We start from the raw sequence: 26278 nt of genomic DNA, 5'->3' as shown, positions 1-26278 counted from the left end.
CGCCGCTACTGCACGCTCACGAAGATCATTTGAAAGCGCTCGCGTCATCAGATGCTGGCCTCCAATCCAGCCAGCATCTTGAATCACAAACATCCGGCTTTGGAATCCTACGATTCTCTCAAAATAGGAATCGCTCTAGTTCAGTCCTGCGCCAACAGTTAGGACGACTGGAACAGAAGCCTGCCGGCGAATCCGCCTTGGCAGGCTTCATGTTTTTATGGCTTGGATGGACGGACGGGGCCTTGGGGAGCGAGCCATGAACTACACCAGGATGGTGATCGAGAAAGAAGCGCCGGAAGAATACGGCTACGACCGTATCCGCTACAATCTTTCGGAAAGTTCGATCGCCGACCAGAAGCTCTCCGACATCGGCCTGTCGCTGCCTGATCTCACGCTTTTCTATGGCGAGCATCGCGGCGACAAGCAGTTGCGTGCCCTGATCTCGGCGCAGGATGCCGGCATTTCACCGGATGATGTCCTGGTCACCGCCGGTGCCGCGGGCGCGCTGTTCATCATCTCGACCTCGCTCTTGTCGGCCAATGACCATCTCGTCGTCATCAGGCCCAACTACGCCACCAACATCGAAACCCCAAGGGCGATCGGCTGCGCCATCGGCTTTGTCGACCTGGCCTTCGAGGAAGGCTTCGCCATCGATGTCGAACGCGTCAAGGCGGCGATGCGGCCGGACACGAAGCTGATCAGCGTCACCTGCCCGCATAACCCGACCGGCACGATGATGAGCCGAGCCGAACTCGATGCCCTGGTGGCGCTTGCCGAAAGCAGCAACTGCCGTCTGCTGGTCGACGAGACCTATCGCGACCTTTCCTACGGCCGGCGGCTGCCGATTGCTGCCTCACTGAGCCCGAAGGCGATCAGCGTCTCGTCATTGTCCAAGGCCTTCGGCATTCCCGGTATCCGCATCGGTTGGCTGATCACCAGGGACGCTGAGCTTCAGGAAAAATTCCTCGCCGCCAAGGAGCAGATCGGCATTTGCGGCAGCGTTATCGACGAAGGCATTGCGCGGGGCATGCTCGAGCGCCGGGACGCTTTCCTGTCGACGCTGCTGCCCGAAATGGCGGGGCGCCGCGACATCGTCCAGGCCTGGATCGATCGCGAACCGCTGGTCGACTGGGTGCGGCCCGAAGGTGGCGTCGTAGGCTTCCCGCGCCTCAATGTCGAACCTGGCTTCGACCTCGACCGGTTCTATGTGAACCTGCTGGAAAACCATGGCACCTATGTCGGGCCCGGCCACTGGTTCGAGATGGAGAAGCGCTTCTTCCGCGTCGGCTTTGGCTGGCCGACGGAAGCCGAATTGCGCGGTGGTCTCGACGCGATCTCCGTCGCGCTGCGGCAGTAACTACCGCGTGCCGGCGATGGAACAGGCTGAAAATTTCTTGATCCAGCGCTGATTTTGACGCATATCCGCGCGAACTGAGCTAAAAGTTCCGCCAGCCGGACCAGCGCCCATCGTGGAAGTGCCCCGCCAGCTGACGTCACTGCAACGGGGCCTCTTAAATCATGACAGCAGAACAGATATCGCCGGATCAGCGCTATGCCGCGTTCCGCCATCGCTCCTTCCTGAGCTATTGGGCGGCACGTTTCCTCACCACATTCGCCACCATGATCGTGTCTGTCGCGGTCGGCTGGCAGGTCTATGATTTGACGCGCGATCCCTTCGATCTCGGCATTGTCGGCATCGTTCAGTTCCTGCCTTCACTGCTGCTGGTGCTGGTCACCGGCGTCGTCGCCGATCGCTTCGGCCGCCGGTTGATCATGGCGTTGGCGACTGTGGTCGAGGCATGCTGTGCGCTTGTTCTCCTGTATTTCACGCTGCGGGGCCTCGTCAGCCCGCTGCCGATCTTCATCGTGCTGGCGCTGTTTGGCCTGGCGCGCGCCTTTTACGGACCGGCCTCGTCGTCGCTATTCGCCAATTTGGTGCCGCCGGAGGATTTCGGCAATGCGATTGCCTGGAATTCATCCGCCTGGCAGACGGCGACTATCGTAGGCCCGGTTGCCGGCGGCCTTCTCTATGGAGTCTCGCCCGAGATCGCATACGGAGTGGCCTCTGTGTTGATGCTCGTGGCGGGCCTGCTGATCTTCACCATTCCCAAGCCCGCGCAGCAGGGCGTCACCGACAAGCCGACGATGGAAACGCTGTTTGCCGGTTTTCGCTATATCTGGAGCGAGAAGATCGTGCTCGGCGCCATCTCGCTCGATCTCTTCGCCGTGCTTTTGTCTGGCGCCTCGGCGCTGCTGCCGGTCTATGCCCGCGATATTCTGGAACTCGGCCCCTGGGGCCTCGGCCTGCTGCGCTCGGCGCCGGGCATCGGCGCCATCTGCGTCGCCGTCTGGCTTGCCGGTCACCCGCTGCGAGACAATGCCGGCAAGATCATGCTCGGCTTCGTCGCCGCTTTCGGCGCCTTCACCGTGCTGTTCGGCCTTTCGACCATCACCTGGCTGTCGATCGTAGCCCTTGCCGGCCTCGGCGCCACCGATATGTTCAGCGTCTACATCAGGGAGACCCTGATCCAGCTGTGGACGCCCGACGAGGTGCGCGGCCGCGTCAACGCCGTCAACCAGGTCTTTGTCGGAGCCTCCAACGAGGTCGGCGAATTCCGCGCCGGCACGATGGCCGCACTGATCGGCACGGTGCCGGCCGTGGTGATCGGCGGCATCGGCGCCATCGCCGTCGCGGGCCTGTGGATGGTGCTGTTCCCGCAACTGCGCAAGGTGCGCCACCTCAACGGACGCAACTGATCTCTTACGGCTGACAGCCGACATGCCTCGCCTATACACAGGAGCTCCCATGATCACTTGCTACCTGAAATATGTCATCGACCCCTACAAGCTTGCCGAGTTCGAAGACTATGGCCGTCGCTGGATAGGCCTGGTCAACCGCCTCGGCGGAAACCATCACGGCTATTTCCTTCCGAGCGAGGGGGCTAACAATGTCGCTTTTGCCATGTTCAGCTTCCCGAGCCTCGCCGCCTACGAGGACTATCGCAAGCGTATGGCTGCCGACCCGGAATGCCAGGAAGTGTTTGAAATGGAAAAACGCAATCGCAGCATTCTCAGCTACGAGCGCAGCTTCCTGCGGCCGGTGCTCGAACCTTGATGCATGTCGCAAAGTGGCCCCGGTTTTGGGAGACCTACATGCATAAAGACAAAGACCTAAAGCGCGGCGCCTGAATCCGTTCAAACGCGACGCGCTTTAGCCATTGCTCGGCTTGCCGAAAATCATCCGCAAAAACTCGTCCAGCCAGCGCTTGAGATGCATGTCCCAGATCAGCCGGCCGCCGAGATGATCGCGGCCGGGCTGGGCACCGGGCAATTCGAAGCGATGCGCGCCGCGCACCACCCAGCGCTGCATCATCACCCTGGTCAGTTCGCCATGGAACTGGATGCCCCAGGCATTGTCGCCGTAACGGAAGGCCTGGTTGGGATAGGTTTCGGCGGTCGCCAGCAGCGTCGCGTCCCTGGGCAGCGAAAAACCCTCGCGGTGGAACTGGTAGACCATCTCCGGCCAGTGCATCAGTTGCTTGCCGGCTTCGGTCGCCTTCAGGGGATACCAGCCAACCTCGACCAGCCCTTCACCGTGTCCTTCGACCTTGCCGCCGAGATAGTTGACCAGCATCTGTGCGCCGAGACAGATGCCGAGACATGGCCGGTTCTCCCTCAGCGGTATTTCCAGCCAGTTGGTCTCGCGGCGAACGAACTCGTCCTCGTCATTGGCGCTCATCGGGCCGCCGAACACCACCGTGCCGGCGTGGTCGTCCAGTGTTTCGGGCAAGGCGTCGCCAAGCGGCGGCCGGCGGATATCGAGATCGAACCCTTCTTCCAGCAACATGTGTCCGACACGTCCCGGGCTCGAACTCTCCTGATGCAGCACGATCAGGATCTTTGGCTTCGAACTCGTTTGGCGCGGCATGGGAAGCGAAGATCCTATTCGTCGCTCGATGTTCCGGTGGCGCCGGGCGCGTGCGCCGCCGCCTTGCGGCGCGCCTCGACACGATCATGGCGTTCAACGCCGATCAGCTCGGCGACGCGCCAGACGGTGTTGTCCTCGAGCTCGTGCAACTCGCCATCGGCATAGACGATTTCCCACATCAGGCCGATGAAGGCCTTGCGCGCATCGGCATCGAGATGGCGCTTCAGGACACTGGTGAAGGCATAGAGATCGATCGCCTCGTTGTCGGCCCGCTCGCCGGCGGCGGCAAGCGCTTCGAGTTCCGTGCCGCTGATCGAATAGCTCTCCGCCAGCACCGCCTTGAACCGCTCCCACTCGACATCCTGGCGCACGCCATCGGCGTTCATCACATGGTAGAGCAGCGCCGAGGCAGCGATGCGCGGATCGTCCGTGCTGGCACGCGTGCCGGCACCGGCCGGCAAATCCCTGAGAAACGACAGAACGCGTTCAAACATAGATCCATTCCCCAACGGCTCGACGGCCGGCCCAACTCAAAACAACCGAAACCGGCGCGGCGATTTTTCCGCTTCCTCGTCCGGATCGACGCCGGGATCGTCCGGCAACCGCGCAAGCTCCTCGGCCGGCTCGACGCCCTCCGCATCACTCGGCACCGCGGCGAAGGCCGCTGCCGTGATCGGCCTGACATGATCCTCGTGGCGCTCGGCATCCTTGCCCGCAAACGTGTCAGGACCGGCATCATCGATCACCTCGACCGGCCTTTTTTCGCTCGTCGGCTTTGCCAATGCTTCGATGACCGGCGCCGCGCTGGCGGGCACGTCATCATGGCTGTCGATCAACTGGCCAAGACGCTCCATCGGCGCGCGCCACTCGAAGGCGTCGAGCCGGCCGGTGATCGGCGATACCGGCGCCCAGCGTTCCGATACCACGCCGTCTGCGACCCAGGCCGGATCGCGCGGCGCCCGCACCGCCCTGGACAGCAGCTGCCGCACCTTGCCCTGATCGCCGGTCTCGGCCTCCTCGATGTCTGCGAGCAGCAGATAGGCGCCCTCGCGGCGGTCCATCCGGATCGCCGCCTCGGCCTCGCGGCGGGCGGTCGAATAATCCTGCGCGTCGAGCGCGGCGCGCGCCACCGTCATCGAGGACTCGGCGTGGTTCTTCTTCATTTCCTGCAGCTTCTTCGCCCGGTTGAGGCGGTCGAGCACGGCGTCGCCCGGCCTTGCATGGGTATAGAGCTCGGCGACTTCCGGATGCGGCTCCGCCTTCCACGCCGCCTCGAGGATTTTCGAGCCCTTGCGCACGTCGTTCTGCTTGAACAATGCGGCCGCGGCGGCAACGGCGGCGGGCGCGAAATCGGGCCTGAGCTTGTTGGCCTCGATCGCCGCCGTCCTGGCGGCAGCGGGATCGCTGTCGGCAAGCGCCTGTGCCTTGGCGGTCAGCAGCACGGCGCGGCGGCGGTTGGCGGCATCGCGTTCGATCTGCCGTGTCGATTTCTGCGCGTCGACCAGTTTCAGGGCGCCGTCCCAGTCGCCGCGCGCGGTCAGCTCTTCCAGCGTCGATTCCGCCGCCCAGGCCAGCTGCGGCGCCATCACCGCGGCACGGCCGGCATAATGCCTGGCGGCGTTGCGGTCGCCGAGCCGTTCGGCTTCCAGATAAAGCCCGCGCAAGCCCAGCAGCCGCATTTCCGGATCGTCGAGCATGCTTTCGAATTTCTGCCGCGCGCCTTCATGATCGCCTTCGAGCAGCGACGCCTGCGCTTCCAGCAGGTGGATCAGCGGCTCCTGGTCGGAACGGATCAGCTTGGCGGCTTCCTTGGTCTTCTTGCGGGCCAGCGCGCCATCACCGGCGCCGGCGGCAATCATGCCGGTCGACAGCGCCTGGTAGCCACGGTCGCGGCGGCGGACACGGAAATAGCGCGAGATGGTGTAGGGGCTGTTCCACAGCGACTTAAGCAGCCACCACAGGATCATCACCGCGGCGACCACGGCAACGACGGCCACCGCCGCCACCATCAGGCTGACCTGGTATTGATAGCCGTTGAAAGTGACGACCATGTCGCCCGGCCGGTCGGCCAGCCAGGCAAAGCCCAGCCCGAGCGCGAAAACGACGATGAGGAAGGCGAGCAGGCGGATCATTGTGTTGCCCTCATGCCTTCATCGCGCCCGAGATCAGCGCATCGACCTGGGTTTCGACCTCGATGCGTGCCTTCAGCTTGCCGGCAAAGTCCGCGCCAGCGGCCTTGGCGGCCTCGGGCAGCGTTTCATACTCGCTGAGTGCCTTGGCGTAATCGCCCTGGTTGACCGCCGCCTCCATGCGCGCGACGGTTTCCGGTGCGCCGGCGCCTTCGACGGCACCGATCGGCCTGACCTTGACCAGCGATTCGGCGCTCGACAGAAGGCTCTGAACGAAGCCGGCATTCTCATCGACAGGCGTCGCGGCTGTGACCATGGCATTGGCGGCGGCATCAGCCTGCGACGCGATCTCGGCGCGGGTCGGAACGCCCTTTTCAGCATAGGGGCGCAGTGCCGCAAGCTGCGGCGCATCGGGCGAAATCGCAGCGAGGGTTTCGAGTTCGGCCGAAAACGGCCCGCCACGCTCCAGCGCCGCCTTCAAGGCCGACGCCGCGATGGCAAGCGCGATCTTCGGCTGTCCCGCCGCCGCTTCGACCTTGCCGGACAGCTGCGACACAGACTGCTCCAGCGCCGTCAGCCGGCCCTCCTGCGCCGTCGTAGCCTCGCCGGCCGACTTCACCAGCGCGTCGAGGCCTGCCAGTTTCTCGTTGAGCGGACCGAGATCGACCGGCGCCGAGCTGCCGGCCTTGCCGAGGGCGGCGACCGCCGTCTCGATCTGCGCGACCTTGTCGCCCAGTGCGGCGACCCCGGCTGCGTCGCCTGCTCCACCTTTCTCGACAGCCGATTTCAGCGCCGCCACATCGGCCTTGACCTGTTCAAGGCCCGAGGACAGGCCGACCATCTTGGCCGCTCCATCGCCGTTGCCGCCGGCGTCCTTCAAACCGGCGATTTCGGTCTTCAGCGAGGCGATGTCGCCATTGACGCCATCGAGCGAGACGCCGGCACCGGAACCCGGCGCGCCGAGCAGGCCGGCAAATTGCAGCCCGCCGGCGCCGACCAGCGCGATGACGCCGCCGATGATGCCGGCGGCGACGCCGTTGAGGCCGCCACGCTTTTCAGGTGGTGGCGCCATTTTCTCGCCCCGTGTCTCGGGTTTTGCCTTGTTGCCGTCAGTCTGCGTGCGCTTCGCCGATGCGTCCTCGAAACTGTAGTCATAGGCTTTGGTCTTGCCGGCCGGCGCATCGGACGATCCGGGCTCGTCGGACGATCCGGGATAAGGGATCTCGGCCTCGCTAGCGGGCTTTGTCGCCGCTGCCGGCGGCTGCTCCGGTTCGGCCCGGGCGTCGGTATGCTCCCAGGGCTCGAGATCGGTCTGGTCGGCATGAACCGGCTCTTCGGGAACCTCGGGCTGCGAAGCGTTCGCTGCTTCCTCGGCCTTCGCCTCGTCTGTCTGAGCCCCCTGCCTGGCGGCGTCCTCGTCGGCGATGCGTGAGACGGCGCCCGGTTCGAGATCGATGGTCACCGGCTCGCGGCGGCTTTTCGAGTGTCGCATCTTCGGCGTCTTGACCATGCCTGGGCTCCGCACAATTCGCTTCGTCTCAACGCCTGGCGGCGCATGATGGTTCAGAAAGGGTCTAGCACATCACCAAGCGGTGAAAAGGGGCGGTGTGATGACGCGGCTCAGCGCGGCGCCTGCAAAAGCGCCAGCAGCACATCCTCGTCGGGTTGCGCGGCAATGCGGATCCTTTCGCTGGCGACATCGTCGAAGGCTGCCGCGATGCGCGTGGAAAGCGCAAAAACCCATGTTTTTTCGAAGAGTCCGCGCAGAGCGGGCCGTCTTGCCAGGATTTGCATCGCCGCCGCCGCCTTGGCTGAATAAAGCAACACCGCGTCGGCAGGTTGCCCGGACAGGCGTTCGAGGATGACTTCGTCCGGATAGCCCATTGTCAGCGTGTCATACGTCTCGACGGCGTGGACCCGAACGCCCGCCGTCACGAGCCTCTGTTCGAACGCCGGAAAACGCACGCGCCCGCAGAGATAGACAATCGTCTTTCCAGAAAAATCGGCGGCGAGACTGTCGGCCAACGCCTCCGCATCGCCCGGGCCTTCACTGACCGACGAAAACCCCGCTCGACGCGCCGCTTGCGCCGTCCTTTTGCCGACCGCATGGCAAGGTAAGGCGGCGAGCGTCGCGATGATTTCTTCCGGCGCATGGCGCACGGCATTGGCGCTGGTGAGGGCCACCGCGACGGCATCGTCCAGGGTCAGTCCGGCGGCGGGCAACGCCTTTGTTTCGGTCAGGGGCAAAAGAACCGGCTGAAAGCCCGTCTCCTCAAGCCGACGCGCAGTGCGCGAAGCACCCGGTTCCGGCCTGGTCACCAGGACGCGAAGCATTTCAGAGCCAGCCGTCGAAGAACTTTTCGCCGGCCTTGGCGCGCACGCTCCGGGCCGCTTCACCGCCGATGCGGGCGGCGTCTTGCGCTGCCCCCTGCAGCTCGACCGTGTGCGACTGCGTCCCGTCGGGCGAGATGATCAGCCCGGCAAAAGACAGTTTTCCGGCCGCGATCGCCGCATAGCCGGCGATCGGCGTGCGGCAGGAGCCATCCAGCGCCGCCAGGAAGGCACGCTCGCAGGCCAGCGCCTGGCCGGTCGGCACATCATGGACGGCTGCCAGCATCTTTTCGACATCGCGGTCGCCGATACGGGTTTCGATGCCGATCGCGCCTTGCCCCGGCGCCGGCGGGAAGACATCGAGCGGTATCAGGTCGGTGACGACATGCTCGAGCCCAAGCCGCTTCAGCCCGGCATAGGCCAGGATCGTGCCGGCGGCGACGCCTTCTTCAAGCTTGCGCAGCCGCGTCTGCACATTGCCGCGGAACATCACCACGTCGAGATCCGGCCGCATCCGGCGGATCAGCGCTTGCCGCCGCAGCGACGACGAGCCGACTTTCGCCCCGCGCGGCAGTTCGGCGATCGTCTTCGCCGCCTTGCCGACAAAGGCGTCGCGGGCATCCTCGCGCGGCAGGAAGGCCGAGAGTTCGAGACCGTCGGGCAGTTGCGTCGGCATGTCCTTCGACGAATGCACGGCGATATCGATCCGGCCCGCCAGCAGCGCTTCCTCGATCTCCTTGGTGAACAGGCCCTTGCCGCCGGCTTCCGACAGCGGCCGGTCCTGGATGCGGTCGCCGCTGGTCGAGATGACGACCACCTCGAACGCCTCCGCCGGCATGCCATGCGCGGCCATCAGCCGCGCCTGTGCTTCATGCGCCTGTGCCAGCGCCAGCGGGCTGCCGCGTGTTCCGATTCTCAAGATTGTTTGCATGGCGCGCAGTCCGTGATAACCCCCCGGCAAGCGAGGCTTTTCCGGGGTTCTCCTAACGGGGAAAGCCCAATGATACAATCTTTAGGGACAGCGACGAATTGATCCGCGTGCTGGGCATAGAGACGAGTTGTGACGAGACCGCCGCCAGCGTGGTGGCCATCGACGGCGACGCCGCGCCAAAAATCCTGTCCAACATCGTGCTCAGCCAGATCGAGGAACATGCCGCGTTCGGCGGTGTCGTGCCGGAAATCGCCGCGCGTGCCCATGTCGAGGCGCTGGACGGCATCATCGAGGCAGCGCTTGCCGATTCGGGCACGGCGCTCGCCGATATCGACGCGATTGCCGCCACCGCCGGTCCCGGCCTGGTCGGCGGGCTGATCGTCGGGCTGATGACCGCCAAGGCAATCGCCGCGGCGGCGAACAAGCCGCTGATCGCCATCAACCACCTCGAAGGCCATGCGCTGACCGCAAGGCTGACCGACGGGCTCGACTTTCCCTATCTCTTGCTGCTGGTCTCCGGCGGCCATACGCAAATCGTCGCCGTGCGCGGCGTCGGCGACTACCAGCGCTGGGCAACGACCATCGACGACGCGCTCGGCGAAGCCTTCGACAAGACGGCCAAGATGCTCGGCCTGGCCTATCCCGGCGGACCGAATGTCGAGAAGGCGGCACAGGCCGGCAATGCCTCGCGCTTTGCCTTTCCGCGCCCGATGAAGGGCTCGGCCCAGCCCGACTTCTCCTTCTCCGGCCTCAAGACCGCCGTGCGCCAGGCGGCGAGCGCCATTGCGCCGCTGAGCGACCAGGACGTCGCCGACATCTGCGCTTCGTTCCAGGCAGCGGTGGCCGATGCGCTGGCCGACCGTGTCTCCCGCGCGCTGACGCGCTTTCGCGAGACATTTCCCGGCACGAAAAACCCGGCCCTCGTCGTTGCCGGTGGTGTCGCCGCCAACCGCACGATCAAGATCATGCTGGAGCGGCTCTGTGCCGAGACCGGCTTCACCTTCATTGCGCCACCGCTGAAGCTTTGCACCGACAATGCGGCGATGATCGCCTGGGCCGGCATCGAGCGGCTGCGCGCCGGCATGGCGCAGGAGAACGGCTTCGATTTCGTGCCGCGCTCGCGCTGGCCGCTGGACAGCATCTCGGCGCCGATGGTCGGCTCCGGCCGGCGCGGAGCCAAGGCATGAACGAGCTGGCAAGCGGCAACGACACCGCGCCAACCGGCTGGCGCGTTGCCGTGCTCGGCGGCGGGGCCTGGGGCACTGCCTTGGCCTTGGCCATGCTGCGCGCCGGCCATTTCGTCCGCCTTTACGCGCGCGACCCGGAGACCGTCGCCGCGATCGACCGCGGCGAAAATCCACGCTATCTGCCGGGCATTGCGCTCCAGCCCGGCATCGTGGCGACGAGCAACATCCAGGCCGCGCTCGACGGTGCCGACTGCGTGCTGGCGGTGACGCCGGCCCAGTCGCTGCGGACTACGCTGGCGGCAGCGAAGGACCAGATGCCGGCCGGTGTCCCGCTGGTTCTGTGTGCCAAGGGCATCGAAAGCGAGACCGGCGCCTTGCTGTCGGCGATCGTCGAAGAAATCCTGCCGCTAAATCCGGTTGCCGCTCTGTCGGGTCCGAGCTTCGCCACCGACGTCGCCCGCGGCCTGCCGACGGCCGTTGTGGTCGCTGCCCGCGACGAGGCATTGGCCGCCGATCTCGCCGCCCGCTTTTCCGCCGAAAACCTGCGCTGCTATTCGAACGACGACCTGATCGGCGTCGAGATCGGCGGCGCCTTGAAGAACGTCTTCGCCATTGCCGCAGGTGCTGTCGCTGGCGCAGGTCTCGGGGCCAGCGCCCAGGCCGCAATGGTGACGCGCGGCTTTGTCGAATTGCGCCGCATCGGCGCTGCCTTCGGCGCCAGGCCCGAAACGCTGATGGGGCTTTCCGGCCTTGGCGACCTGCTGCTGACCTGCTCGTCCACCCAGTCGCGCAATTTCGCCTATGGCCTGGCGCTCGGCCAAGGCAAGCCGCTTGCCGGATTGCCGCTCGCCGAAGGCGTGCCGACGGCGGCGATCGCTGCCCGCATCGCCACCGAGCGCAACATCGACGCGCCGATCATTGCCGCCGTCGCCGCCATACTGGACGGTGCCATCACCGTCCGGCAGGCTGTGACGGCCTTGATGACTCGGCCGCTGAAGACCGAAACCAACGATTGATCCCCACGACTGAACGATCAGGAGAAAAAAGATGCTGTTTGCTGTGATTTGCAAGGACAAGCCCGGAAGCCTGCAGGTGCGCCTCGACACGCGGCCCGAGCATATTGCCTTTCTCGAAGGGTTGAACGGCGACAAGAAGCTGGCCTTCGCCGGCCCGTTCCTTGATGCCGAGGGCAAGCCCAATGGCAGCCTCGTGGTCGTTGAAGCGTCCGACCTGGCAGGTGCGCAGGCTCTGTCGGCGGCCGACCCCTACGCCAAGGCCGGGCTGTTCGAAAGCGTCGAAATCCGCCCGTGGAACTGGACGTTCAACAAGCCGGCGGCTAGTTAATCCCGGTCGCCGCGCGACTCCAAGGAGGAGAAAGACATGAACTACTGGCTGTTCAAATCCGAGCCATTCAAGTTCTCCTTCGAGATGCTGAAGGCCAAGGGCAAGGCCGGCACGCAATGGGACGGCGTGCGCAACTACGCCGCGCGCAACAACATGAAGGCCATGCAGATCGGCGATCTCGGCTTCTTCTACCATTCCAACGAAGGGCTGAACGTCGTCGGCATCGCTGAAGTCTGCGCGCTTGCCCATCCCGACACCACCTCGGACGATCCGCGCTGGGAATGCGTCGACCTCCGCGCCGTAAGGGATGTGCCGAACCCGCCGACGCTGGAACAGGTCAAGGCCAATCCGAAGCTTGCCGACATGGCGCTGGTGCGGCTCGGCCGGCTTTCCGTGCAGCCGGTGACGCCGGCCGAGTGGAAGGAAGTCTGCCGCATGGGCGGCTTGACGCCGGCTCCGTGACGGCGCTGACGCCCAACAGCGCGAGGCAATTCATTCTCGACAACACGGCGCTGATGGCGCCGCCGCACGTGCCGGAGATCCTGCTTCATCTTGCCGACGAAGCGCATGATTTGTGGCAGCGGACCGAGGATGAGCTGGTCGAGATCGGCCTGCCACCGCCTTTCTGGGCCTTTGCCTGGGCCGGCGGCCAGGGCCTTGCCCGCCATGTCCTGGACAATCCCGGCACGGTGCGGGGCAAGCGCGTGCTCGACTTCGCTTCCGGCTCCGGCCTTGTCGCCATCGCTGCCGCGAAGGCAGGTGCCGCCAAGGTGATCGCAACCGACATCGATCCGTTCTGTGCCACCGCGATCCGGCTCAACAGCGAGATCAACGGTGTCGGGACCGAATTCCTCGGCACGGATTGCATCGGCACCGATGCAGGTTGGGACGTGATCCTGGCCGGTGATGTTTTCTACGACAAATCTTTCGCGGACCGGCTGATGCCATGGTTCGCAACGCTGAAGGCCCGCGGCGCCGAGATCCTCGTCGGCGATCCCGGACGGTCGTATCTGCCGAAGGCAGGGCTGGAGCCGCTTTCTGTGTATGAGGTGGCCGTCACGCGGGCACTGGAGGATGCGCTCGTCAAGCATACTACTGTCTGGCGGTTTGCTTGACGCCAACGCCGAACAGGCGTTCCATCAAGTTCGCATCTGGAGGGGGAAGCTCATGGATTTTTCAGCAGTGAACTGGCTGGCGGTGGTCGCTGCCGCGATCGCCGCGTGGCTGTTCGGCGCCGCCTGGTACATGGGCCTGAGCAAGGCGTGGCTGAAGGCCGCCAAGCTCGATCCGGCGACGATGAAAAAATCGCCGCTGCCCTTCGTCATCAGCTTCATCGCCGAACTGGTCATGGCCACCATATTGGCCCTGGTCGTCGGCGCGATGACCGGCGGCGAGCCGACATTGCTCGCCGGACTTGTCTTCGGCTTCGTGCTCTGGCTGGGTTTCGTCGCCACGACGCTCTCGGTCAACCATCGCTACGAGAATTTCGGCTGGGACCTGACCCTCATCGACGGCGGCCACTGGCTCGGCGTGCTGCTGATCATCGGCGCCGTGATCGGCTGGTTCGGCGCGGCGGCAAGCTGATCAAGAAGGGAGTAGGGCAGTAAGGCAGTAGGGGAATAGGGGCAAACGGCACCGACTGCAATCCCTACTGCCCTACTGCCCTACTGCCCTACTGCCCTACTGCCCTACTGCCCTACTGCCCTTTGTCCGTGGTCCGCGTCTTGGCGACTTCCTCGAGCATCCATTCGCGAAAGGCGACGATGCGCGGATCGTCGCCGGTATTTTCGGGATAGACCAGGAAGTAGGCGAACTCGGGCGCCACCCGCAGGCCGAGTTCGAAAGGCTGCACCAGCCTGCCCAGGGAAAGGTCGTTCGCCACCATGGCGAAATCGGCGAGCGCAACGGCATTGCCGTCGAGCGCTGCCTGGACGGCATCCGTGGAGTTTCCGAAGACGACGGTCCGGCTGTCGTCGAAATCATTGATGCCGGCCGCCGCCATCCACATCCGCCAGTTGGGCCATGTCACGCCTTGCCGCGACCATTCGATATGCGCAAGCGTGTGATTGAAGAGGTCGCGCGGCTCACGCAGCGGCGGACCGGACGTCAAGAGGCTCGGGCTGCACACCGGAATGAGGATGTTGTCGAACAGCCGGTGGGTGCGAAGACCCGGATATTTGCCGGCGCCAAAACGGATGCCGACATCGATGTCATCGAGTTCGAAATCCCGCACTTCATAGGCAATGTCGAATCGCAATTCGATATCGGGGTGATGCTTGCGAAAATCGTCGACGCGTCGCATCAGCCATTTTGACGCGAACTGCGCGTCGAGCGTTACCTTCAAAAGGGCGGTGCCGCGCGCCAGCTTTTGCGCCCGCGAAACGGCCCGGCCAAGCAGGTCGAGCGCGTCGGCCGAGGCGTCGAACAGCACCGTCCCCGCCTCGGTGAGCCGGATGGTGCGGCTGGTGCGCGTGAACAGCACCAGCCCGAGTTGATCCTCGATTTCCTTGATCTGATGGCTGACGGCGGCCGGTGTCAGGCCGAGCTCGTCGGCGGCGCGGGTGAAATTGAGGTGCCGGGCCGCTGCTTCCAGCGTCCTCAAGGCACGAGTCCCGGGCAGAAGACGAGCCATCCTATCCTCAAATAAAACTTGATGATCCAGAGAAAACTACTCGTTTCTCGCAGGGATTTCAATATGGCATGATCCCATCATCGACACATCATCAAGCCGGATTTGATATCCGGAGACAACGGATCATAACCATGTCCATCATCGTTTTGAATTCATCGACACTCCGCCCGGCCTGGCTGGCCGAAACCCTCGACTGGCTGCGCCACGCCCGGGTCGCGATACGCCTCGCCCGCCGCGACATTGCCTACCAGGACGTCGAGGATCTCTCCGATCGCCAACTGCGCGATATCGGCGGCGAGCGCCGTGACGTCGCTCGCGCAATGGACAGAGAACTTGGCCGGCTGGGCCTGCTAGACATCGGCTGGCAGAAACCTGGTCGTAGGGGAATAAGGGAATAGGGGAATAGGGGAATAGGGGAATAGGAAAAACTAAGGCTGCGCCGGGACTGTCCCTACTCCCCTACTCCCCTACTCCCCTACTATCTTACCACCCTCACCACCGTCCGATCCGACAGCAGTGGCAGCAGTCGCGCCATCGTACGAGCCGTGACAGCCACACAGCCTTGCGTCGGCGTGAAGCCGGGGCGCGCCAGATGGAAGAAGATGGCGCTGCCGCGCCCGCGCCGGCGCGGCGACAGGTTCCAGTCGAGCACAAGACAGGCGTCGTAGAGCCGGTCGTCGCGCCGCATGCGTTCGTGGCTGGCGCCATAGGGTATCTTGACGGGCCTGTTGTAGTTGCGGTCGTCAGGCACTTCGCACCAGCCCAGATCGGGCCCGATCGGCGTCATCGCCAGACGGGTCCTGCGGCCGCTGGAGAACTGATCTCCCCGGAAATACCCCGACAGTATCCGCATCGCGGCCAGCGGCGTGGCGCCATCGCCTTCGCGCTTGCCGGCCGAGATGCCACCGCGCCCCAACGCACAGGCAAACACCGTTTTCCCGGCCTGCAGCAGGCCCTGGCTTGAATGCCCAGGCCTGGCCCGCACGGTCAGCACACGCAGCCCTTTTCGCAAAATTGCGCCGGCTGCATTGCGATCGTGTTTTTTCTTGTATGATCGTGCCACGGAACAAATCACTGTGAACGGCTGTTGCGCCGGTCAGCTTCCGCATAAACAGGCAGCGGTCAACTGAATTTTCTTTTCAAAACAACGGATTGATCCATGACTTCACGCACCATACTGATCGTCGACGATGATGATGACCTGCGCGGCACACTGGTCGAGCAATTATCCCTTTATGAGGAATTCGACGTGCTGCAGGAATCGACTGCGGCAAAAGGTGTCGCCGCAGCGCGCGGCGGCCTCATTGATCTGCTCATCATGGACGTCGGGCTGCCCGACATGGATGGCCGCGAAGCGGTGAAGATCCTGCGCAAGGGCGGCTACAAGGCGCCCATCATCATGCTGACCGGCCACGACACCGATTCGGATACGATTCTTGGGCTCGAGGCCGGCGCCAACGACTATGTGACGAAGCCGTTCCGCTTTGCCGTGCTGCTGGCACGCATTCGGGCGCAGCTGCGCCAGCATGAGCAGAGCGAGGACGCCACCTTCTCGGTCGGGCCCTATACTTTCAAGCCCAGCCAGAAACTGCTGCTTGACCCGCGCGGCGGCAAGGTGCGGCTGACGGAGAAGGAAGCCTCGATCATCAAATATCTTTATCGCGCCGACCAGAAGGTGGTGACGCGCGACGTGCTGCTCGAGGAAGTATGGGGCTACAATTCCGGTGTCACCACGCACACGCTGGAAACCCATGTCTACCGGCTGCGCCAGAAGATCGAGCGCGATCCTTCCAATGCGGAAATTCTTGTGACAGAAAGCGGCGGCTACAAGCTGGTTCCTTAAACATTTCATTATCCAATGAGCGGTCGGGCGGGGCCGCTTTCGGGTACGATCCAGTTGGAGGGTGGTTTGGATCGAACTCGCAGAGGAGGAGTCGGACTGTCGGTTCGGGGACATAGCTAGATGGCGCTGGATGACGACATCCGCGTCCTGTCCGCCGTGAGGCTCTTCGAGGGCTTCACGCAGGAACAATTGCGCCTGCTCGCCTTTGGCGCCGAGAACACCAGGCTGATTGCCAACCACAAGCTTTATCGCGAGGACGACGAGGCCGATTCCGCCTATATCGTCGTCAGCGGGCGCATCGTGCTCTACCGGGAGCAGGGTGGTGAACGCATCCCGATTGGCACGGCAGGCCCCGGCACGATCCTGAGCGAACTGGCATTGATCGCCGACACCAATCGGTTGACCAGCGCCTCGGCCGAGATCGATTCGGAAGTGATGCGGCTCAGCCGCAAGATGTTCCGCCGCATCCTGGAGGAATATCCCGAGATCGCGGTCAAGCTCCACCAGCGCATCTCGGAGGAATTTCAGGCGATGATCCGCCGCATCGAGGAACTGGCGCCGCGCTTCTCCGGCTAAAGGCTGCCCGCCTGCGAAGCTGTTGTTTCGCGGCCAAAGGCGGAAGCGCGGCAGCGTTTTCAACGACATTGGCCGCGATGAACTGATCGTGGCGCACTGCGGCCGGAGCGGGAATCGCCAATGGCTCGTTCATCCGGACGCCCGGATCCAGAGGCAAGGGTCCGTTGACAGGCATGAGGTGAAATCCTAAAGCACCTCGAAGGCGGCCGGCACAGCAGGCGCCACCACCACCAGGCTCCTGGGGGGAGCGAGCCATGCCGTCAGGGCGGTACGAGACGATTATCTTGTATTCCCGCAATGACGCGTTCGGCGACGGATTAATCCGGATTCCGGCTTTGCGCGCCGCCAGAACGGCATTCCCTGATAGTTTCATCGTCTACGGAACCACCCGATCGTCGTCCCTTGAACATAGCCTCAATCGCCATGCCGGCCATTTGGTCGATGCGATCAATGTGCGGACGTCCCTGGCGTGCCTGATCGCCGGTCACTGCAACGGCAAGGGGCGGTTGGCCGTGGTCGATTTCCGCATCTCGGCGCGTTGGCTGCTTCAAGCCTCGGCATCACTGCTCGGCCGCGGCATCGCCTATGAGGCAAACTTTCCGGCTTTCGCCCTTTCCTGGCGCCTGGGCCAAAGGCCTGAAGCACGACCCGGGCACAATGCCTGGCGCTACCACCGTCTCATCGAACGCCTTGCCGGCAAGCGGCTGCCTTTCGATCATCGGCTGGAGCCTGGCCCGGCCGCACGAGCGGCGGCCAGGGGCCTTGCGCATGGCAAGCATGCTCCGTTGATCATTATCGCGGCGCACGGCAGCGCCAGCAAGCGCATGTCGGCGGATCAGGTTGCCGCGATCGCCGACGGCCTGATCGCCGACGGGGCGGACCTTCTCTATGTGAAAACCCCCGGCGATGGTCCCGATATGGCTGAACTGGCTCAGCGCGTACCGAAGCTGCGGCTTGTTGATTCCGCCGCGATCGAGGGTGTCGATATCGGCGACATCTTGCTGGCGCTCGGCGAGTTTGCCGATCTTTACATCGGCGCCGAAGGCGGTACCGCACATCTCATGGCAACCGTGATGACGCCGATGGTTATCCTCAGTGGCGGCGCCAACATGGCCCGTTGGAGGCCGCTTTCGAACTGCGTGGACGTGATCGAATCCCGTCTTGCAAGCCCGACCGGCCTGGTCGCCAATGTGCCTGCGTCGACAATCATCGAAGCGGCGCAACGGATGCTGGCGACGCGCCGCCGCGACCATCCCCATCTGCCGGATCTCGCTGGCCTGTCAGCCCAGCAATTCGCGACAACGACATGCATGAAGACTTGAGCGCGCCGTTTGAACTTGAATTCATTTGGTCGCGCTTCGAAGCGCGTTGAGATTCAGGTCGGCCATTTGCAGGCCAGCCTCACCTGAACATCGACGCCATGGTACAATGGGTTCGGTGGGGCGAAGCCACCGGCACAATGCAGGCGGAGTTCTCGGCGGCAGATCTGGCGGCTGTCGTACTTTGGTTCCAGTGGAGTTCCTCTCAGTCCTCAATGAGAATAGCAATGCCAGAGAACAACGCGTCGCGCACCAAGCATGGCGGCGAATGGACGATAGCCTGGCGCTTGGTCGTACTGGCGGCGACGGCGATTAATGTTGCGATGCTCTTAGCCGCGCTGTTCATCGCGCAAATTCGTGGCCTGGACGCCTGGATCTTTTATCGAGATCCATCTGCAGCCGCCGAAGTCGGCTTCTATACGGGGTGGATTTCGTCCCTGGGTGCTTCGCTATGGATCGGCACCGGCGCTGCGACCCTGTTTGCTGGCCTGCTCACGCATCGATGGGATTGCACGTTTCTCGGCGGCCTTACCCTGTTCTTGGGCCTCGACGACCTGTTGTTGATCCATGAGGACGTGCTGCCCATTGTAGGGATACCGGAGATCGTTCCGATGATTGTCTACGCCGCCGCCGGGTTGTTCTGGTTCTTTCGGCTGCGACGAAAGACATTCGACGGCACGATCGTCTTTGTGGCCGCAGGCTTCCTGCTCGCGATGTCAGCATCCATCGACCAGCTCGGAGAGCTGTTTCCTACCCCTGGTTCTGCGGCCGCCATCGCCGAAGACGTCGTCAAAGAGCTTGGCATCTTCCTTTGGGCGGCAGGTACCGTTGGGTACGCGGCGATGGTGACACGATTGGGCCGTCCGTGGGTGGATCCAGCCGACTCCACTTCTACCGACTGACTGCCGCAGGCCCCGCATCTTCAAGCAGGCTAGTCCAGATCGAACCGCGCGATCACAGGCACATGGTCCGACGGGCGCTCCCAGCCGCGCGCCGGACGCAGGATTTCGTAGCCGGAAAAGCTGGGCACCAGGTTCGGCGACGACCAGACGTGGTCGAGACGGCGGCCGCGGTTGGACAGCTCCCAATCCTGCGCGCGATAGCTCCACCAGGTGTAGAGCTTCTGCTCATGCGGCACGTTGAGCCGCATCAGGTCGACCCAGTCGCCGGCGCGGCGCATCGCCTCGAAATTTTCCGTCTCGATCGGCGTGTGGCTGACCACGTTGAGCAATTGCTTGTGCGACCAGACATCATGTTCGAGCGGGGCGATGTTGAGGTCGCCGACCAGCACCGAGCCGGACACCTCGTCATGTTCTGCCCGAATGGCATTCATCTCGGCAACGAAATCGAGCTTGTGCTTGAACTTCCTGTTGATGACGGGATCCGGTTCATCGCCACCCGCCGGGACGTAGAAATTGTGCAGCAGGATCGCCTTGCCGCCGGCCCGCACCGTCACCGAGAGGTGCCGGCTATCCTCGATCTCGCAAAAGCGCCGCTTTTCGACCAATTCGATCGGCCGCCGCGCCACGGTTGCTACGCCGTGGTAGCCCTTCTGGCCATGGAAGGCGATGTGCTCGTAGCCGAGCTTGCGGAAAGCCTTTTCGGGAAAGAGTTCGTCGGGAACCTTGGTTTCCTGCAGGCACAGCACGTCGGGCGCATGCTCGACGAGCAGGCGCTCGACGATCGGCATGCGCAGGCGAACGGAGTTGATGTTCCAGGTGGCGATGGAGAAGGGCATTGGCAATCCAGGACAGCGTGCGACCGGCCAGAACCGATGGGTTCCGGCGGGGAAGACGCCTTTTGACGGAGTCAGTCCGGGAAATTGCCAGCCGCGGGCCGCAAAGACAAGCCGGCCAACGCCCGACGAGGCGCGGCCCGGTGCTTTCCACAGCTATAACAACTGGGTTAGCGCGCCTTGTTGGTGTTGAGCTCGCGGTTCGCCGTGTAGTCGATGGCGAAAGTATCAGGCGCGAAGCTGACGCCTTCCTTGGTGTTGAAGATCATCACCGTCGTATCCTTGCCCTGCGCGTCGGTGATCGTCCACTGCCGCAAGTCGAAGGTTTTCGGATCGAACATCATGGTGATCTTCGAATTGCCGAACACCGATTTGTCGGCGAGCTGGATGGTGGTGAGGTCATCCTCCTGCTTGACGCTTTTGACGCGGTCGCCGGAGAGATCGATCCTGGTGTCGAGCAGCAGCTTCAGAGGCGTCTTCGACAACGGATAGAGATCGGACGTGTTGAGCTTCTTGTTCAGGATGACCACCGACTTGCCGTCTGAAATCACCCGGAAATTCGAAGAGCCGTCATAGTTGAAGCGGATCTTGCCTGGCCGTTCAAGGAAGAACTTGCCGCCGGTCTGCTCGCCCTTGGGGCCGAACTGCACGAATTCGCCGCTCATCGATTTGACCGAGGAAAAGTGGTCGGCGATCTTCTGCGCAGCGGCCGGCACAGCCGCCTGCGCCGAAGCCAGCACCTGGAAGCCGGGCACCGCGTTGAAGGCTGCCGCCCCCGCAAACGCCAGGCCGAGGCCCAGCAACTGACGCCGGGAGGGAGCAAATGTGCTGAGCGCTGAAAGATCGTTTTTCATGTCGGTCACTCTCATCTGATTCCTGAGTTGTTCTGTGCTTGGACCCCCAGTTAGGCTGAAATTTGGCGGGTCGGGCGTCCCTTGGTCGCTTCAACGCCTTGAAAGGTTCAAGGTTGCCGGACCGGGATGTCACAAGGGTCAGGCTTTCCAGTCAGAACTTGTCGTCTTCGGTCGGCACCAGGATCTCTCGCTTGCCGGCATGGTTGGCCGGGCCGACGATACCTTCCTTCTCCATCTTCTCGATGATCGAGGCGGCGCGGTTGTAGCCGATGCCCAGCCGGCGCTGGATATAGCTGGTCGAGGCCTTGCCGTCGCGCAGCACCACGGAGACCGCCTGATCGTAAGGATCGTCGGAATCCTCGAAATTGCTGTTGCCGCCACCGGACCCACCCTTGCCCGACGGCTCGTCGTCGTCCTCGCCGTCATCCTCGGTGATGGCGTCGAGATATTCCGGCACGCCCTGCAGCTTCAGGTGCGCGACGATCTTCTCGACCTCTTCATCGGCGACGAACGGGCCGTGCACGCGCTGGATACGACCGCCGCCGGCCATGTAGAGCATGTCGCCCATGCCGAGCAGCTGCTCGGCGCCCTGCTCACCCAGAATGGTGCGGCTGTCGATCTTGGACGTCACCTGGAAGGAGATGCGGGTCGGGAAATTGGCCTTGATGGTGCCGGTGATGACGTCGACCGACGGCCGCTGCGTCGCCATGATGACATGGATGCCGGCGGCGCGCGCCATCTGCGCCAGGCGCTGCACGGCACCTTCGATGTCCTTGCCGGCGACCATCATCAGGTCGGCCATCTCATCGATGATGACGACGATATACGGCATCGGCTCGAGATCGAGGTTCTCGGTCTCGTAGATCGCCTCGCCGGTCTGGCGGTCGAAGCCGGTCTGCACGGTGCGTGAGATCTTCTCGCCCTTCTTGTCCGCCTGGCTGACGCGGGCGTTGAAGCCGTCGATGTTGCGCACGCCGACCTTGGACATCTTGCGGTAGCGGTCCTCCATCTCGCGCACGGTCCATTTCAGCGCCACCACGGCCTTTTTCGGATCGGTGACGACGGGCGTGAGCAGATGCGGGATGCCGTCATAGACCGAGAGTTCCAGCATTTTCGGATCGATCATGATCAGCCGGCAGTCCTGCGGCGTCAGCCGGTAGAGCAGCGACAGGATCATGGTGTTGATGGCGACCGACTTGCCCGAGCCGGTGGTGCCGGCGACAAGCACGTGCGGCATCTTGGCAATGTCGACGATGACCGCCTCGCCATTGATGGTCTTGCCCAGCGCCAGCGCCAGCTTGGCCTTCGTCGTCTCGAAGTCACGGCTGGCCAGGATCTCTCTGAGATAGACGGTTTCGCGCTTGGCGTTCGGCAGTTCGATGCCGATGGCGTTGCGGCCTGGCACCACCGCGACGCGGCAGGCGATGGCGCTCATCGAGCGGGCGATGTCGTCGGACAGGCCGATGACCCGCGACGATTTGATGCCGGGCGCCGGTTCGAGCTCATAGAGCGTGACCACCGGACCCGGACGCACGGCGATGATCTCGCCCTTGACGCCGAAATCCTCCAGCACGCCTTCGAGCAAGCGGGCGTTCTGCTCCAACGCGTCCTTGGACAGGCTGGCGTCGCGCACCACGTTCTTCGGTTCGGAGAGGAAGTGCAGCGACGGCATTTCGAACTTTTCCGAGCCGATCAGCGATGTCTGCGCCTCGCGCTGCACACGGGCGCCGGGCACGGGGCGCGCCGCCGGCGCCTCGACGCGGGTGGCTGCGTCGGAGCGGAACGGCTGCACCTTGGCGGTCGACGCGCCGCGGCGTTGCACGACAGGTTCATCGTCGAAATCGGCATCCTCGCCCGCATTGTCGAAGCGGTCCTCGAAGATATCGGCATCGTCGGGGTCGAGCGAGGCGCTGCGGTCATTGACCATGGCGGCGAAGAATTCGGGTTCGACGCGGGCGCGGCCATCCTGGCTCATCCGCTGCTCGGCAAACTCCGCCGATTCGACCCGTTCGGCGGCGCGCCGCCAGGCTGTGGAGCGCTGCTCCATCTCCGGCTCGTACTCGTCCCGCTCCTGCCTGCGGCGCAAGGCACGGCGGTGCATCCACGCGCGCAGCGACAGCCACCAATGGGTGATGGCGCCGAGCGCCAGGATGCCCTCGTCGCCTTCGTCCTCGTCATTGTCGAACAAAAGGTCGTCCTCGCGCGGATCAACGGCGGGCTCGTCCTCCATCACGGCGAAGCCGTTCTTGCGTCCGATCAGCGCCGAGCCATGGGCGAAGAGCCACAGTGCGGGCGCCGACAGCAGGATGGCGATGATGCTGGCGATCAGCCCGGTCGGATAGCCGCCGATGACGACGCCGGGGATCTTCAGCACCATGTCGCCGAACACGCCGCCGAGGCCGGTGGGCAGCGGCCAGGTCTTGGGCGGCACGACGCAGCCGACCATCGCAGCGGCCAGCAGCGCGAAGCCGAACCAGGACAACCCGCGCTTGGGCAGCCTGTCGACGCCGCGTGCGGAAAACAGCAGGAATCCCCAGATGACCGTCGGAACCAAGGCGGCGACGGCGGCGAGGCCGAAGAACTGCATGGCCAGGTCGGAGAACACGGCACCCGCATAGCCCATGGCATTGGTGACGGTGTTGTTCGTCGCGTGGGAAAAACTCGGATCGGCGACATTCCAGGTGGCAAGGCTGGCAACGCCAAAGGCGGCCAGCGCGAACAGGCCGACGCCGACCAGCCGCCCGACCTGACGCCGTGCGAACGCCTGGATGCCGTGCCCCGTATCGGCCAGCGCGAGCGGTGCTGAAGCCCCTGAACGCATGCTCTTCCCCGTCTGTCGTGGACTCGCCGGGTGCGTGGCGCATTCCGGCAGATTCGGGTCTCAGACTATCGGTGGGAAGGTTAAGGGCGCATTAACTATAAGAGGTTGAGATGATCAAACCTCTTACCGCCGGTTGAGCCGCTCGAGGCAATGATGGACGACGGGCCGATGGAGCTTCCATCGAACGACACAATGGCGGGCTGGCAGCCCGCCATTGGTCGTCTGGAACAAAGATCGGGTCTCGGCCCGATCGCGGCAAATCAGTTGGCGCCGCCGAGCGCCTGCACATTGGCGCAGAATTCCGCATGCGGCTTGCTCATCGCCGCATCCTGGCATTCCTTCTTCATCGCTTCCTGCTTTTCCATCGGCATGGCCATGAAGGCTGTCTTGAAATCCGCCATCGGCTTCATGGTTTTCATGCCGGAGTCCGTGAAGAACGGCGCCATGTTGTCGGGCTCATCCAGAGCACCGGCAAAAGCCACGCCGCCTATCATGGAAAGAGCAAGCGCTCCGAGGCAGATGTTCTTGAGGTTCATGAGATGGTTTCCTTCCCTGTTGTTGGCACGAGCGTCAGAACGACGATCGCCTCCACTGTTCGGAACCAGAGCGGTCGTTGTTTCCTCAAAAAACCTGATCACCCGAACGTGATTGCGTGAAGCCGCCCATTGCCGGAATGGCTTGCCAAAAAAAGAGGCCCGGACATGATCCGGGCCTCAATGCGTGAACTCCTTTCGGGAGCGTCACGACGGGATGGGAGAATGCGGGGCGGCCGAGGCCGCCTCGCACAGGGCTTACGAGTGATAGGCCGCTTCGCCATGCGAGGTGAGGTCGAGGCCTTCGCGCTCTGCGTCGGCTGTCGGACGCAGGCCGATTATCAGGTCGACGATCTTGTAGAGGATGGCGCTGCCGATACCCGACCACAACAGGGTCACCAGGACACCCTTGGCCTGCGCCAGGAGTTGTGTGGCCGTGCCGGCATAGCCGGCAGCAAAGTCGGCCGTCGAATAGTCGACAATGCCGGCGCCACCGAGGGCAGGATTGACCAGGATGCCTGTGCCGAGCGCGCCGATGATGCCGCCGATGCAGTGGACGCCGAAGACATCAAGGCTGTCGTCGTAGTCGAACGCGTTCTTCACCACCGAGACGAAGAAGTAGCAGACGAAGGTGGCGACGATGCCGAGCACGATGGCGCCCATCGGGCCGGCAAAGCCGGCAGCGGGCGTGACGGCGACGAGGCCGGTCACCGCACCCGAAACAGCACCAAGCATGGAGGCTTTGCCGCGCAGCAGCGATTCAAGCACGATCCAGGTGACCGCCGCCGCCGCCGTGGCGACGAAGGTATTGATCATGGCCAGCACCGCATAGGCGTTCGCTTCAAGGTTCGAACCGGCGTTGAAGCCAAACCAGCCGACCCACAGCAGCGAAGCACCGACCATGGTCAGCGTCATCGAGTGCGGCGCCATGAGGTCCTTCTTGTAGCCGCTGCGCTTGCCGATCATGAGCGCGCCGACGAGGCCGGCAATACCCGCATTGATGTGAACGACCGTGCCGCCGGCGAAGTCGATGGCGCCGAAGCTGAAGATGAGGCCGGTCGGATCGCTATAAGCGCTCGGGCCGCCCCAGAACCAGACCATATGAGCGATCGGGAAGTAGATGAAAGTGACCCAAAGGATCACGAAAAGGATCAAAGCGGAGAATTTGACGCGTTCGGCGAAGGCGCCGACGATCAGGGCCGGCGTGATGCAGGCGAAGGTCATCTGGAAGACGACGAACACCAGTTCAGGAATGGCGACACCCTTGGTAAAGGTTTCCGACAGGGTCGTCACATCGACGCCGGAGAGAAACATCTTGGAAAGGCCGCCGACGAAGGCGTTGCCCGGGGTGAAGGCGAGGCTGTAGCCGTAGAAAACCCAGATGATCATGACCACGCTGGTGATGGTGAAGACCTGCATCAGCACCGACAGCATGTTCTTGCTGCGAACCAGGCCGCCGTAGAAAAGCGCAAGGCCGGGAACCGTCATCAACAGCACCAGAACGGTGGAAATCATCATCCACGTGGTGTCGCCCTTGTCGACGGTGAAAGCTGGCGCTGCTGCAGCCGCGGCGGGAGCCGCTTCCTGCGCCAATGCGGCGACCGTGCCCAATGCTCCGAGTGCGAACGAGCCCAGCAGCGCGGAGCGCGCCACTGACTTCAAGGTGGAAGGAATATTCATTGAACTCTCCATTGGAATACGTGATCGCCGCTCAGAGCGCGTCGGTGTCTGTTTCGCCGGTGCGGATGCGCACCGCCTGATCGATGCCGAAAACGAAGATCTTGCCGTCGCCGATCTGGCCGGTCTTGGCGGCGGCGGTGATGGCTTCGACGGCCTTGTCGACCATGTCGGCGCTGACCGCGACTTCGATCTTGATCTTCGGCAGGAAGCTGACCGCGTATTCCGCCCCGCGATAGATCTCCGTATGCCCTTTCTGACGCCCGTAGCCTTTGACTTCGGTGACGGTCAGGCCCTGGATGCCGACGGCGGTAAGCGCTTCGCGTACCTCGTCGAGCTTGAACGGCTTGATGATTGCCATCACGATTTTCATAAGGTTTCACCCTTTGCTGTTGCGGTCCCCCGCGTTTGCACACCTTCACCGATCCCAAAGAGCCG

At 63.6% G+C, this 26278-nt stretch carries 28 protein-coding genes; 14 read left to right on the top strand and 14 right to left on the bottom strand.

Going from position 1 to position 26278, the window contains the following annotated elements; all coding sequences use genetic code 11:
- Positions 1-256 precede the first annotated feature (256 nt).
- From NKK51_RS26990 to NKK51_RS26980, 3 genes are all read left to right on the top strand, one after another.
- On the top strand, positions 257-1357 hold the full coding sequence (locus NKK51_RS26990; RefSeq protein ID WP_352555161.1) for an aminotransferase class I/II-fold pyridoxal phosphate-dependent enzyme: 1101 nt from the start codon (positions 257-259) through the stop codon (positions 1355-1357).
- A gap of 161 nt (positions 1358-1518) precedes the next feature.
- Positions 1519-2757, top strand: coding sequence for an MFS transporter (locus tag NKK51_RS26985; RefSeq protein WP_352555159.1), 1239 nt, complete (start codon positions 1519-1521; stop codon positions 2755-2757).
- Positions 2758-2806: 49 nt separating this feature from the next.
- Positions 2807-3115 carry an NIPSNAP family protein gene (locus NKK51_RS26980; RefSeq protein WP_023811223.1) on the top strand — a complete coding sequence of 103 codons (309 nt, stop codon included), beginning with the start codon at positions 2807-2809 and terminating at the stop codon, positions 3113-3115.
- Between the two features lie 96 nt (positions 3116-3211).
- On the opposite strand, the gene NKK51_RS26975 is transcribed toward NKK51_RS26980, so the two are convergent.
- The 6 genes from NKK51_RS26975 to hemC form a co-directional block, all read right to left on the bottom strand.
- Positions 3212-3928 (bottom strand): glutamine amidotransferase, encoded by a 717-nt coding sequence (locus NKK51_RS26975; RefSeq protein WP_128304138.1) that lies wholly within the window; start codon positions 3926-3928, stop codon positions 3212-3214.
- Between the two features lie 14 nt (positions 3929-3942).
- A complete protein-coding gene (locus NKK51_RS26970; RefSeq protein ID WP_127268697.1) occupies positions 3943-4422 on the bottom strand; it encodes a tellurite resistance TerB family protein in 480 nt (159 codons plus the stop codon).
- A 36-nt stretch (positions 4423-4458) separates the two neighbouring features.
- On the bottom strand, positions 4459-6060 hold the full coding sequence (locus NKK51_RS26965) for a heme biosynthesis protein HemY (protein WP_352555157.1): 1602 nt from the start codon (positions 6058-6060) through the stop codon (positions 4459-4461).
- Between the two features lie 10 nt (positions 6061-6070).
- Positions 6071-7567, bottom strand: coding sequence for a COG4223 family protein (locus tag NKK51_RS26960; protein ID WP_352555155.1), 1497 nt, complete (start codon positions 7565-7567; stop codon positions 6071-6073).
- A 110-nt stretch (positions 7568-7677) separates the two neighbouring features.
- Positions 7678-8391: a uroporphyrinogen-III synthase gene (locus tag NKK51_RS26955; RefSeq protein ID WP_352555153.1), complete on the bottom strand. Its 714-nt coding sequence runs from the start codon at positions 8389-8391 to the stop codon at positions 7678-7680.
- Between the two features lies 1 nt (position 8392).
- Entirely contained in the window at positions 8393-9319 is a 927-nt protein-coding gene (gene hemC, locus NKK51_RS26950) for a hydroxymethylbilane synthase (RefSeq protein WP_128304142.1), read from the bottom strand.
- Between the two features lie 101 nt (positions 9320-9420).
- Here hemC and tsaD point away from each other — a divergent pair, with 101 nt between their 5' ends.
- Genes tsaD through NKK51_RS26920 form a run of 6 tightly spaced genes read left to right on the top strand, consistent with a single transcriptional unit; the run spans position 9421 to position 13434 of the window.
- Positions 9421-10506, top strand: a complete 1086-nt coding sequence (tsaD, locus tag NKK51_RS26945) for a tRNA (adenosine(37)-N6)-threonylcarbamoyltransferase complex transferase subunit TsaD (protein ID WP_196815327.1) — start codon at positions 9421-9423, stop codon at positions 10504-10506.
- Positions 10503-11522: an NAD(P)H-dependent glycerol-3-phosphate dehydrogenase gene (locus NKK51_RS26940; RefSeq protein WP_352555151.1), complete on the top strand. Its 1020-nt coding sequence runs from the start codon at positions 10503-10505 to the stop codon at positions 11520-11522. Before tsaD ends, NKK51_RS26940 begins: the two co-directional genes overlap by 4 nt.
- Positions 11523-11553: 31 nt before the next feature.
- A complete protein-coding gene (locus NKK51_RS26935; RefSeq protein ID WP_127269714.1) occupies positions 11554-11850 on the top strand; it encodes a YciI-like protein in 297 nt (98 codons plus the stop codon).
- 36 nt (positions 11851-11886) lie between these two features.
- Positions 11887-12312: an EVE domain-containing protein gene (locus tag NKK51_RS26930; RefSeq protein ID WP_352555149.1), complete on the top strand. Its 426-nt coding sequence runs from the start codon at positions 11887-11889 to the stop codon at positions 12310-12312.
- Positions 12309-12965 (top strand): class I SAM-dependent methyltransferase, encoded by a 657-nt coding sequence (locus NKK51_RS26925; protein WP_352555167.1) that lies wholly within the window; start codon positions 12309-12311, stop codon positions 12963-12965. The genes NKK51_RS26930 and NKK51_RS26925 overlap by 4 nt, the downstream gene beginning before the upstream one ends.
- Positions 12966-13017: 52 nt before the next feature.
- A complete protein-coding gene (locus tag NKK51_RS26920; protein WP_352555147.1) occupies positions 13018-13434 on the top strand; it encodes a DUF1761 domain-containing protein in 417 nt (138 codons plus the stop codon).
- Positions 13435-13546: 112 nt separating this feature from the next.
- Here NKK51_RS26920 and gcvA read toward each other — a convergent pair whose 3' ends face one another.
- The gene (gcvA, locus tag NKK51_RS26915) at positions 13547-14482 is read right to left on the bottom strand and encodes a transcriptional regulator GcvA (RefSeq protein WP_023811236.1); all 936 of its coding nucleotides are present in this window, start codon (positions 14480-14482) and stop codon (positions 13547-13549) included.
- 131 nt (positions 14483-14613) lie between these two features.
- Here gcvA and NKK51_RS26910 point away from each other — a divergent pair, with 131 nt between their 5' ends.
- On the top strand, positions 14614-14880 hold the full coding sequence (locus tag NKK51_RS26910) for a hypothetical protein (RefSeq protein WP_352555145.1): 267 nt from the start codon (positions 14614-14616) through the stop codon (positions 14878-14880).
- An 80-nt stretch (positions 14881-14960) separates the two neighbouring features.
- On the opposite strand, the gene NKK51_RS26905 is transcribed toward NKK51_RS26910, so the two are convergent.
- On the bottom strand, positions 14961-15497 hold the full coding sequence (locus NKK51_RS26905) for a L,D-transpeptidase family protein (RefSeq protein WP_206638052.1): 537 nt from the start codon (positions 15495-15497) through the stop codon (positions 14961-14963).
- 144 nt (positions 15498-15641) lie between these two features.
- On the opposite strand from NKK51_RS26905, the gene NKK51_RS26900 reads away from it, so the two are divergent.
- The 4 genes from NKK51_RS26900 to NKK51_RS26885 all read left to right on the top strand — a co-directional run bounded on the left by NKK51_RS26900 (position 15642) and on the right by NKK51_RS26885 (position 19122).
- Positions 15642-16325: a response regulator transcription factor gene (locus NKK51_RS26900; RefSeq protein ID WP_013528898.1), complete on the top strand. Its 684-nt coding sequence runs from the start codon at positions 15642-15644 to the stop codon at positions 16323-16325.
- A 120-nt stretch (positions 16326-16445) separates the two neighbouring features.
- Positions 16446-16901, top strand: coding sequence for a cyclic nucleotide-binding domain-containing protein (locus NKK51_RS26895; protein WP_023811239.1), 456 nt, complete (start codon positions 16446-16448; stop codon positions 16899-16901).
- 254 nt (positions 16902-17155) lie between these two features.
- On the top strand, positions 17156-18223 hold the full coding sequence (locus NKK51_RS26890) for a glycosyltransferase family 9 protein (protein WP_196815326.1): 1068 nt from the start codon (positions 17156-17158) through the stop codon (positions 18221-18223).
- A 224-nt stretch (positions 18224-18447) separates the two neighbouring features.
- Positions 18448-19122, top strand: coding sequence for a DUF8692 domain-containing protein (locus NKK51_RS26885; protein ID WP_352555143.1), 675 nt, complete (start codon positions 18448-18450; stop codon positions 19120-19122).
- A 29-nt stretch (positions 19123-19151) separates the two neighbouring features.
- On the opposite strand, the gene NKK51_RS26880 is transcribed toward NKK51_RS26885, so the two are convergent.
- From NKK51_RS26880 to NKK51_RS26855, 6 genes are all read right to left on the bottom strand, one after another.
- Complete coding sequence (locus NKK51_RS26880) at positions 19152-19958, bottom strand: exodeoxyribonuclease III (RefSeq protein ID WP_127396140.1); 807 nt, start codon at positions 19956-19958, stop codon at positions 19152-19154.
- A 167-nt stretch (positions 19959-20125) separates the two neighbouring features.
- Entirely contained in the window at positions 20126-20809 is a 684-nt protein-coding gene (locus NKK51_RS26875) for an outer-membrane lipoprotein carrier protein LolA (RefSeq protein ID WP_292337420.1), read from the bottom strand.
- A 151-nt stretch (positions 20810-20960) separates the two neighbouring features.
- Positions 20961-23630, bottom strand: a complete 2670-nt coding sequence (locus NKK51_RS26870) for a DNA translocase FtsK (protein WP_352555141.1) — start codon at positions 23628-23630, stop codon at positions 20961-20963.
- Between the two features lie 260 nt (positions 23631-23890).
- Positions 23891-24166 (bottom strand): hypothetical protein, encoded by a 276-nt coding sequence (locus NKK51_RS26865; protein WP_013528891.1) that lies wholly within the window; start codon positions 24164-24166, stop codon positions 23891-23893.
- A gap of 255 nt (positions 24167-24421) precedes the next feature.
- Positions 24422-25861, bottom strand: coding sequence for an ammonium transporter (locus tag NKK51_RS26860; RefSeq protein WP_502902504.1), 1440 nt, complete (start codon positions 25859-25861; stop codon positions 24422-24424).
- Positions 25862-25874: 13 nt separating this feature from the next.
- Positions 25875-26213, bottom strand: a complete 339-nt coding sequence (locus NKK51_RS26855) for a P-II family nitrogen regulator (protein ID WP_013528889.1) — start codon at positions 26211-26213, stop codon at positions 25875-25877.
- Between the last annotated feature and the right edge of the window lie 65 nt (positions 26214-26278).

The organism is Mesorhizobium sp. M0011 (assembly GCF_040324155.1).
GTDB lineage: Bacteria > Pseudomonadota > Alphaproteobacteria > Rhizobiales > Rhizobiaceae > Mesorhizobium.
This window is presented reverse-complemented; position numbering and strand designations above follow the sequence as displayed.

Bases quoted from the DNA above. Each gene is read 5' to 3' on its own strand.
- NKK51_RS26990 (WP_352555161.1), top strand. From the start codon at position 257: ATGAACTACACCAGGATGGTGATCGAGAAAGAAGCGCCGGAAGAATAC.
- NKK51_RS26985 (WP_352555159.1), top strand. From the start codon at position 1,519: ATGACAGCAGAACAGATATCGCCGGATCAGCGCTATGCCGCGTTCCGC.
- NKK51_RS26980 (WP_023811223.1), top strand. From the start codon at position 2,807: ATGATCACTTGCTACCTGAAATATGTCATCGACCCCTACAAGCTTGCC.
- NKK51_RS26975 (WP_128304138.1), bottom strand. From the start codon at position 3,928: ATGCCGCGCCAAACGAGTTCGAAGCCAAAGATCCTGATCGTGCTGCAT.
- NKK51_RS26970 (WP_127268697.1), bottom strand. From the start codon at position 4,422: ATGTTTGAACGCGTTCTGTCGTTTCTCAGGGATTTGCCGGCCGGTGCC.
- NKK51_RS26965 (WP_352555157.1), bottom strand. From the start codon at position 6,060: ATGATCCGCCTGCTCGCCTTCCTCATCGTCGTTTTCGCGCTCGGGCTG.
- NKK51_RS26960 (WP_352555155.1), bottom strand. From the start codon at position 7,567: ATGGTCAAGACGCCGAAGATGCGACACTCGAAAAGCCGCCGCGAGCCG.
- NKK51_RS26955 (WP_352555153.1), bottom strand. From the start codon at position 8,391: ATGCTTCGCGTCCTGGTGACCAGGCCGGAACCGGGTGCTTCGCGCACT.
- hemC (WP_128304142.1), bottom strand. From the start codon at position 9,319: ATGCAAACAATCTTGAGAATCGGAACACGCGGCAGCCCGCTGGCGCTG.
- NKK51_RS26940 (WP_352555151.1), top strand. From the start codon at position 10,503: ATGAACGAGCTGGCAAGCGGCAACGACACCGCGCCAACCGGCTGGCGC.
- NKK51_RS26935 (WP_127269714.1), top strand. From the start codon at position 11,554: ATGCTGTTTGCTGTGATTTGCAAGGACAAGCCCGGAAGCCTGCAGGTG.
- NKK51_RS26930 (WP_352555149.1), top strand. From the start codon at position 11,887: ATGAACTACTGGCTGTTCAAATCCGAGCCATTCAAGTTCTCCTTCGAG.
- NKK51_RS26920 (WP_352555147.1), top strand. From the start codon at position 13,018: ATGGATTTTTCAGCAGTGAACTGGCTGGCGGTGGTCGCTGCCGCGATC.
- gcvA (WP_023811236.1), bottom strand. From the start codon at position 14,482: ATGGCTCGTCTTCTGCCCGGGACTCGTGCCTTGAGGACGCTGGAAGCA.
- NKK51_RS26910 (WP_352555145.1), top strand. From the start codon at position 14,614: ATGTCCATCATCGTTTTGAATTCATCGACACTCCGCCCGGCCTGGCTG.
- NKK51_RS26900 (WP_013528898.1), top strand. From the start codon at position 15,642: ATGACTTCACGCACCATACTGATCGTCGACGATGATGATGACCTGCGC.
- NKK51_RS26895 (WP_023811239.1), top strand. From the start codon at position 16,446: ATGGCGCTGGATGACGACATCCGCGTCCTGTCCGCCGTGAGGCTCTTC.
- NKK51_RS26890 (WP_196815326.1), top strand. From the start codon at position 17,156: ATGCCGTCAGGGCGGTACGAGACGATTATCTTGTATTCCCGCAATGAC.
- NKK51_RS26885 (WP_352555143.1), top strand. From the start codon at position 18,448: ATGCCAGAGAACAACGCGTCGCGCACCAAGCATGGCGGCGAATGGACG.
- NKK51_RS26880 (WP_127396140.1), bottom strand. From the start codon at position 19,958: ATGCCCTTCTCCATCGCCACCTGGAACATCAACTCCGTTCGCCTGCGC.
- NKK51_RS26875 (WP_292337420.1), bottom strand. From the start codon at position 20,809: ATGAAAAACGATCTTTCAGCGCTCAGCACATTTGCTCCCTCCCGGCGT.
- NKK51_RS26870 (WP_352555141.1), bottom strand. From the start codon at position 23,630: ATGCGTTCAGGGGCTTCAGCACCGCTCGCGCTGGCCGATACGGGGCAC.
- NKK51_RS26865 (WP_013528891.1), bottom strand. From the start codon at position 24,166: ATGAACCTCAAGAACATCTGCCTCGGAGCGCTTGCTCTTTCCATGATA.
- NKK51_RS26855 (WP_013528889.1), bottom strand. From the start codon at position 26,213: ATGAAAATCGTGATGGCAATCATCAAGCCGTTCAAGCTCGACGAGGTA.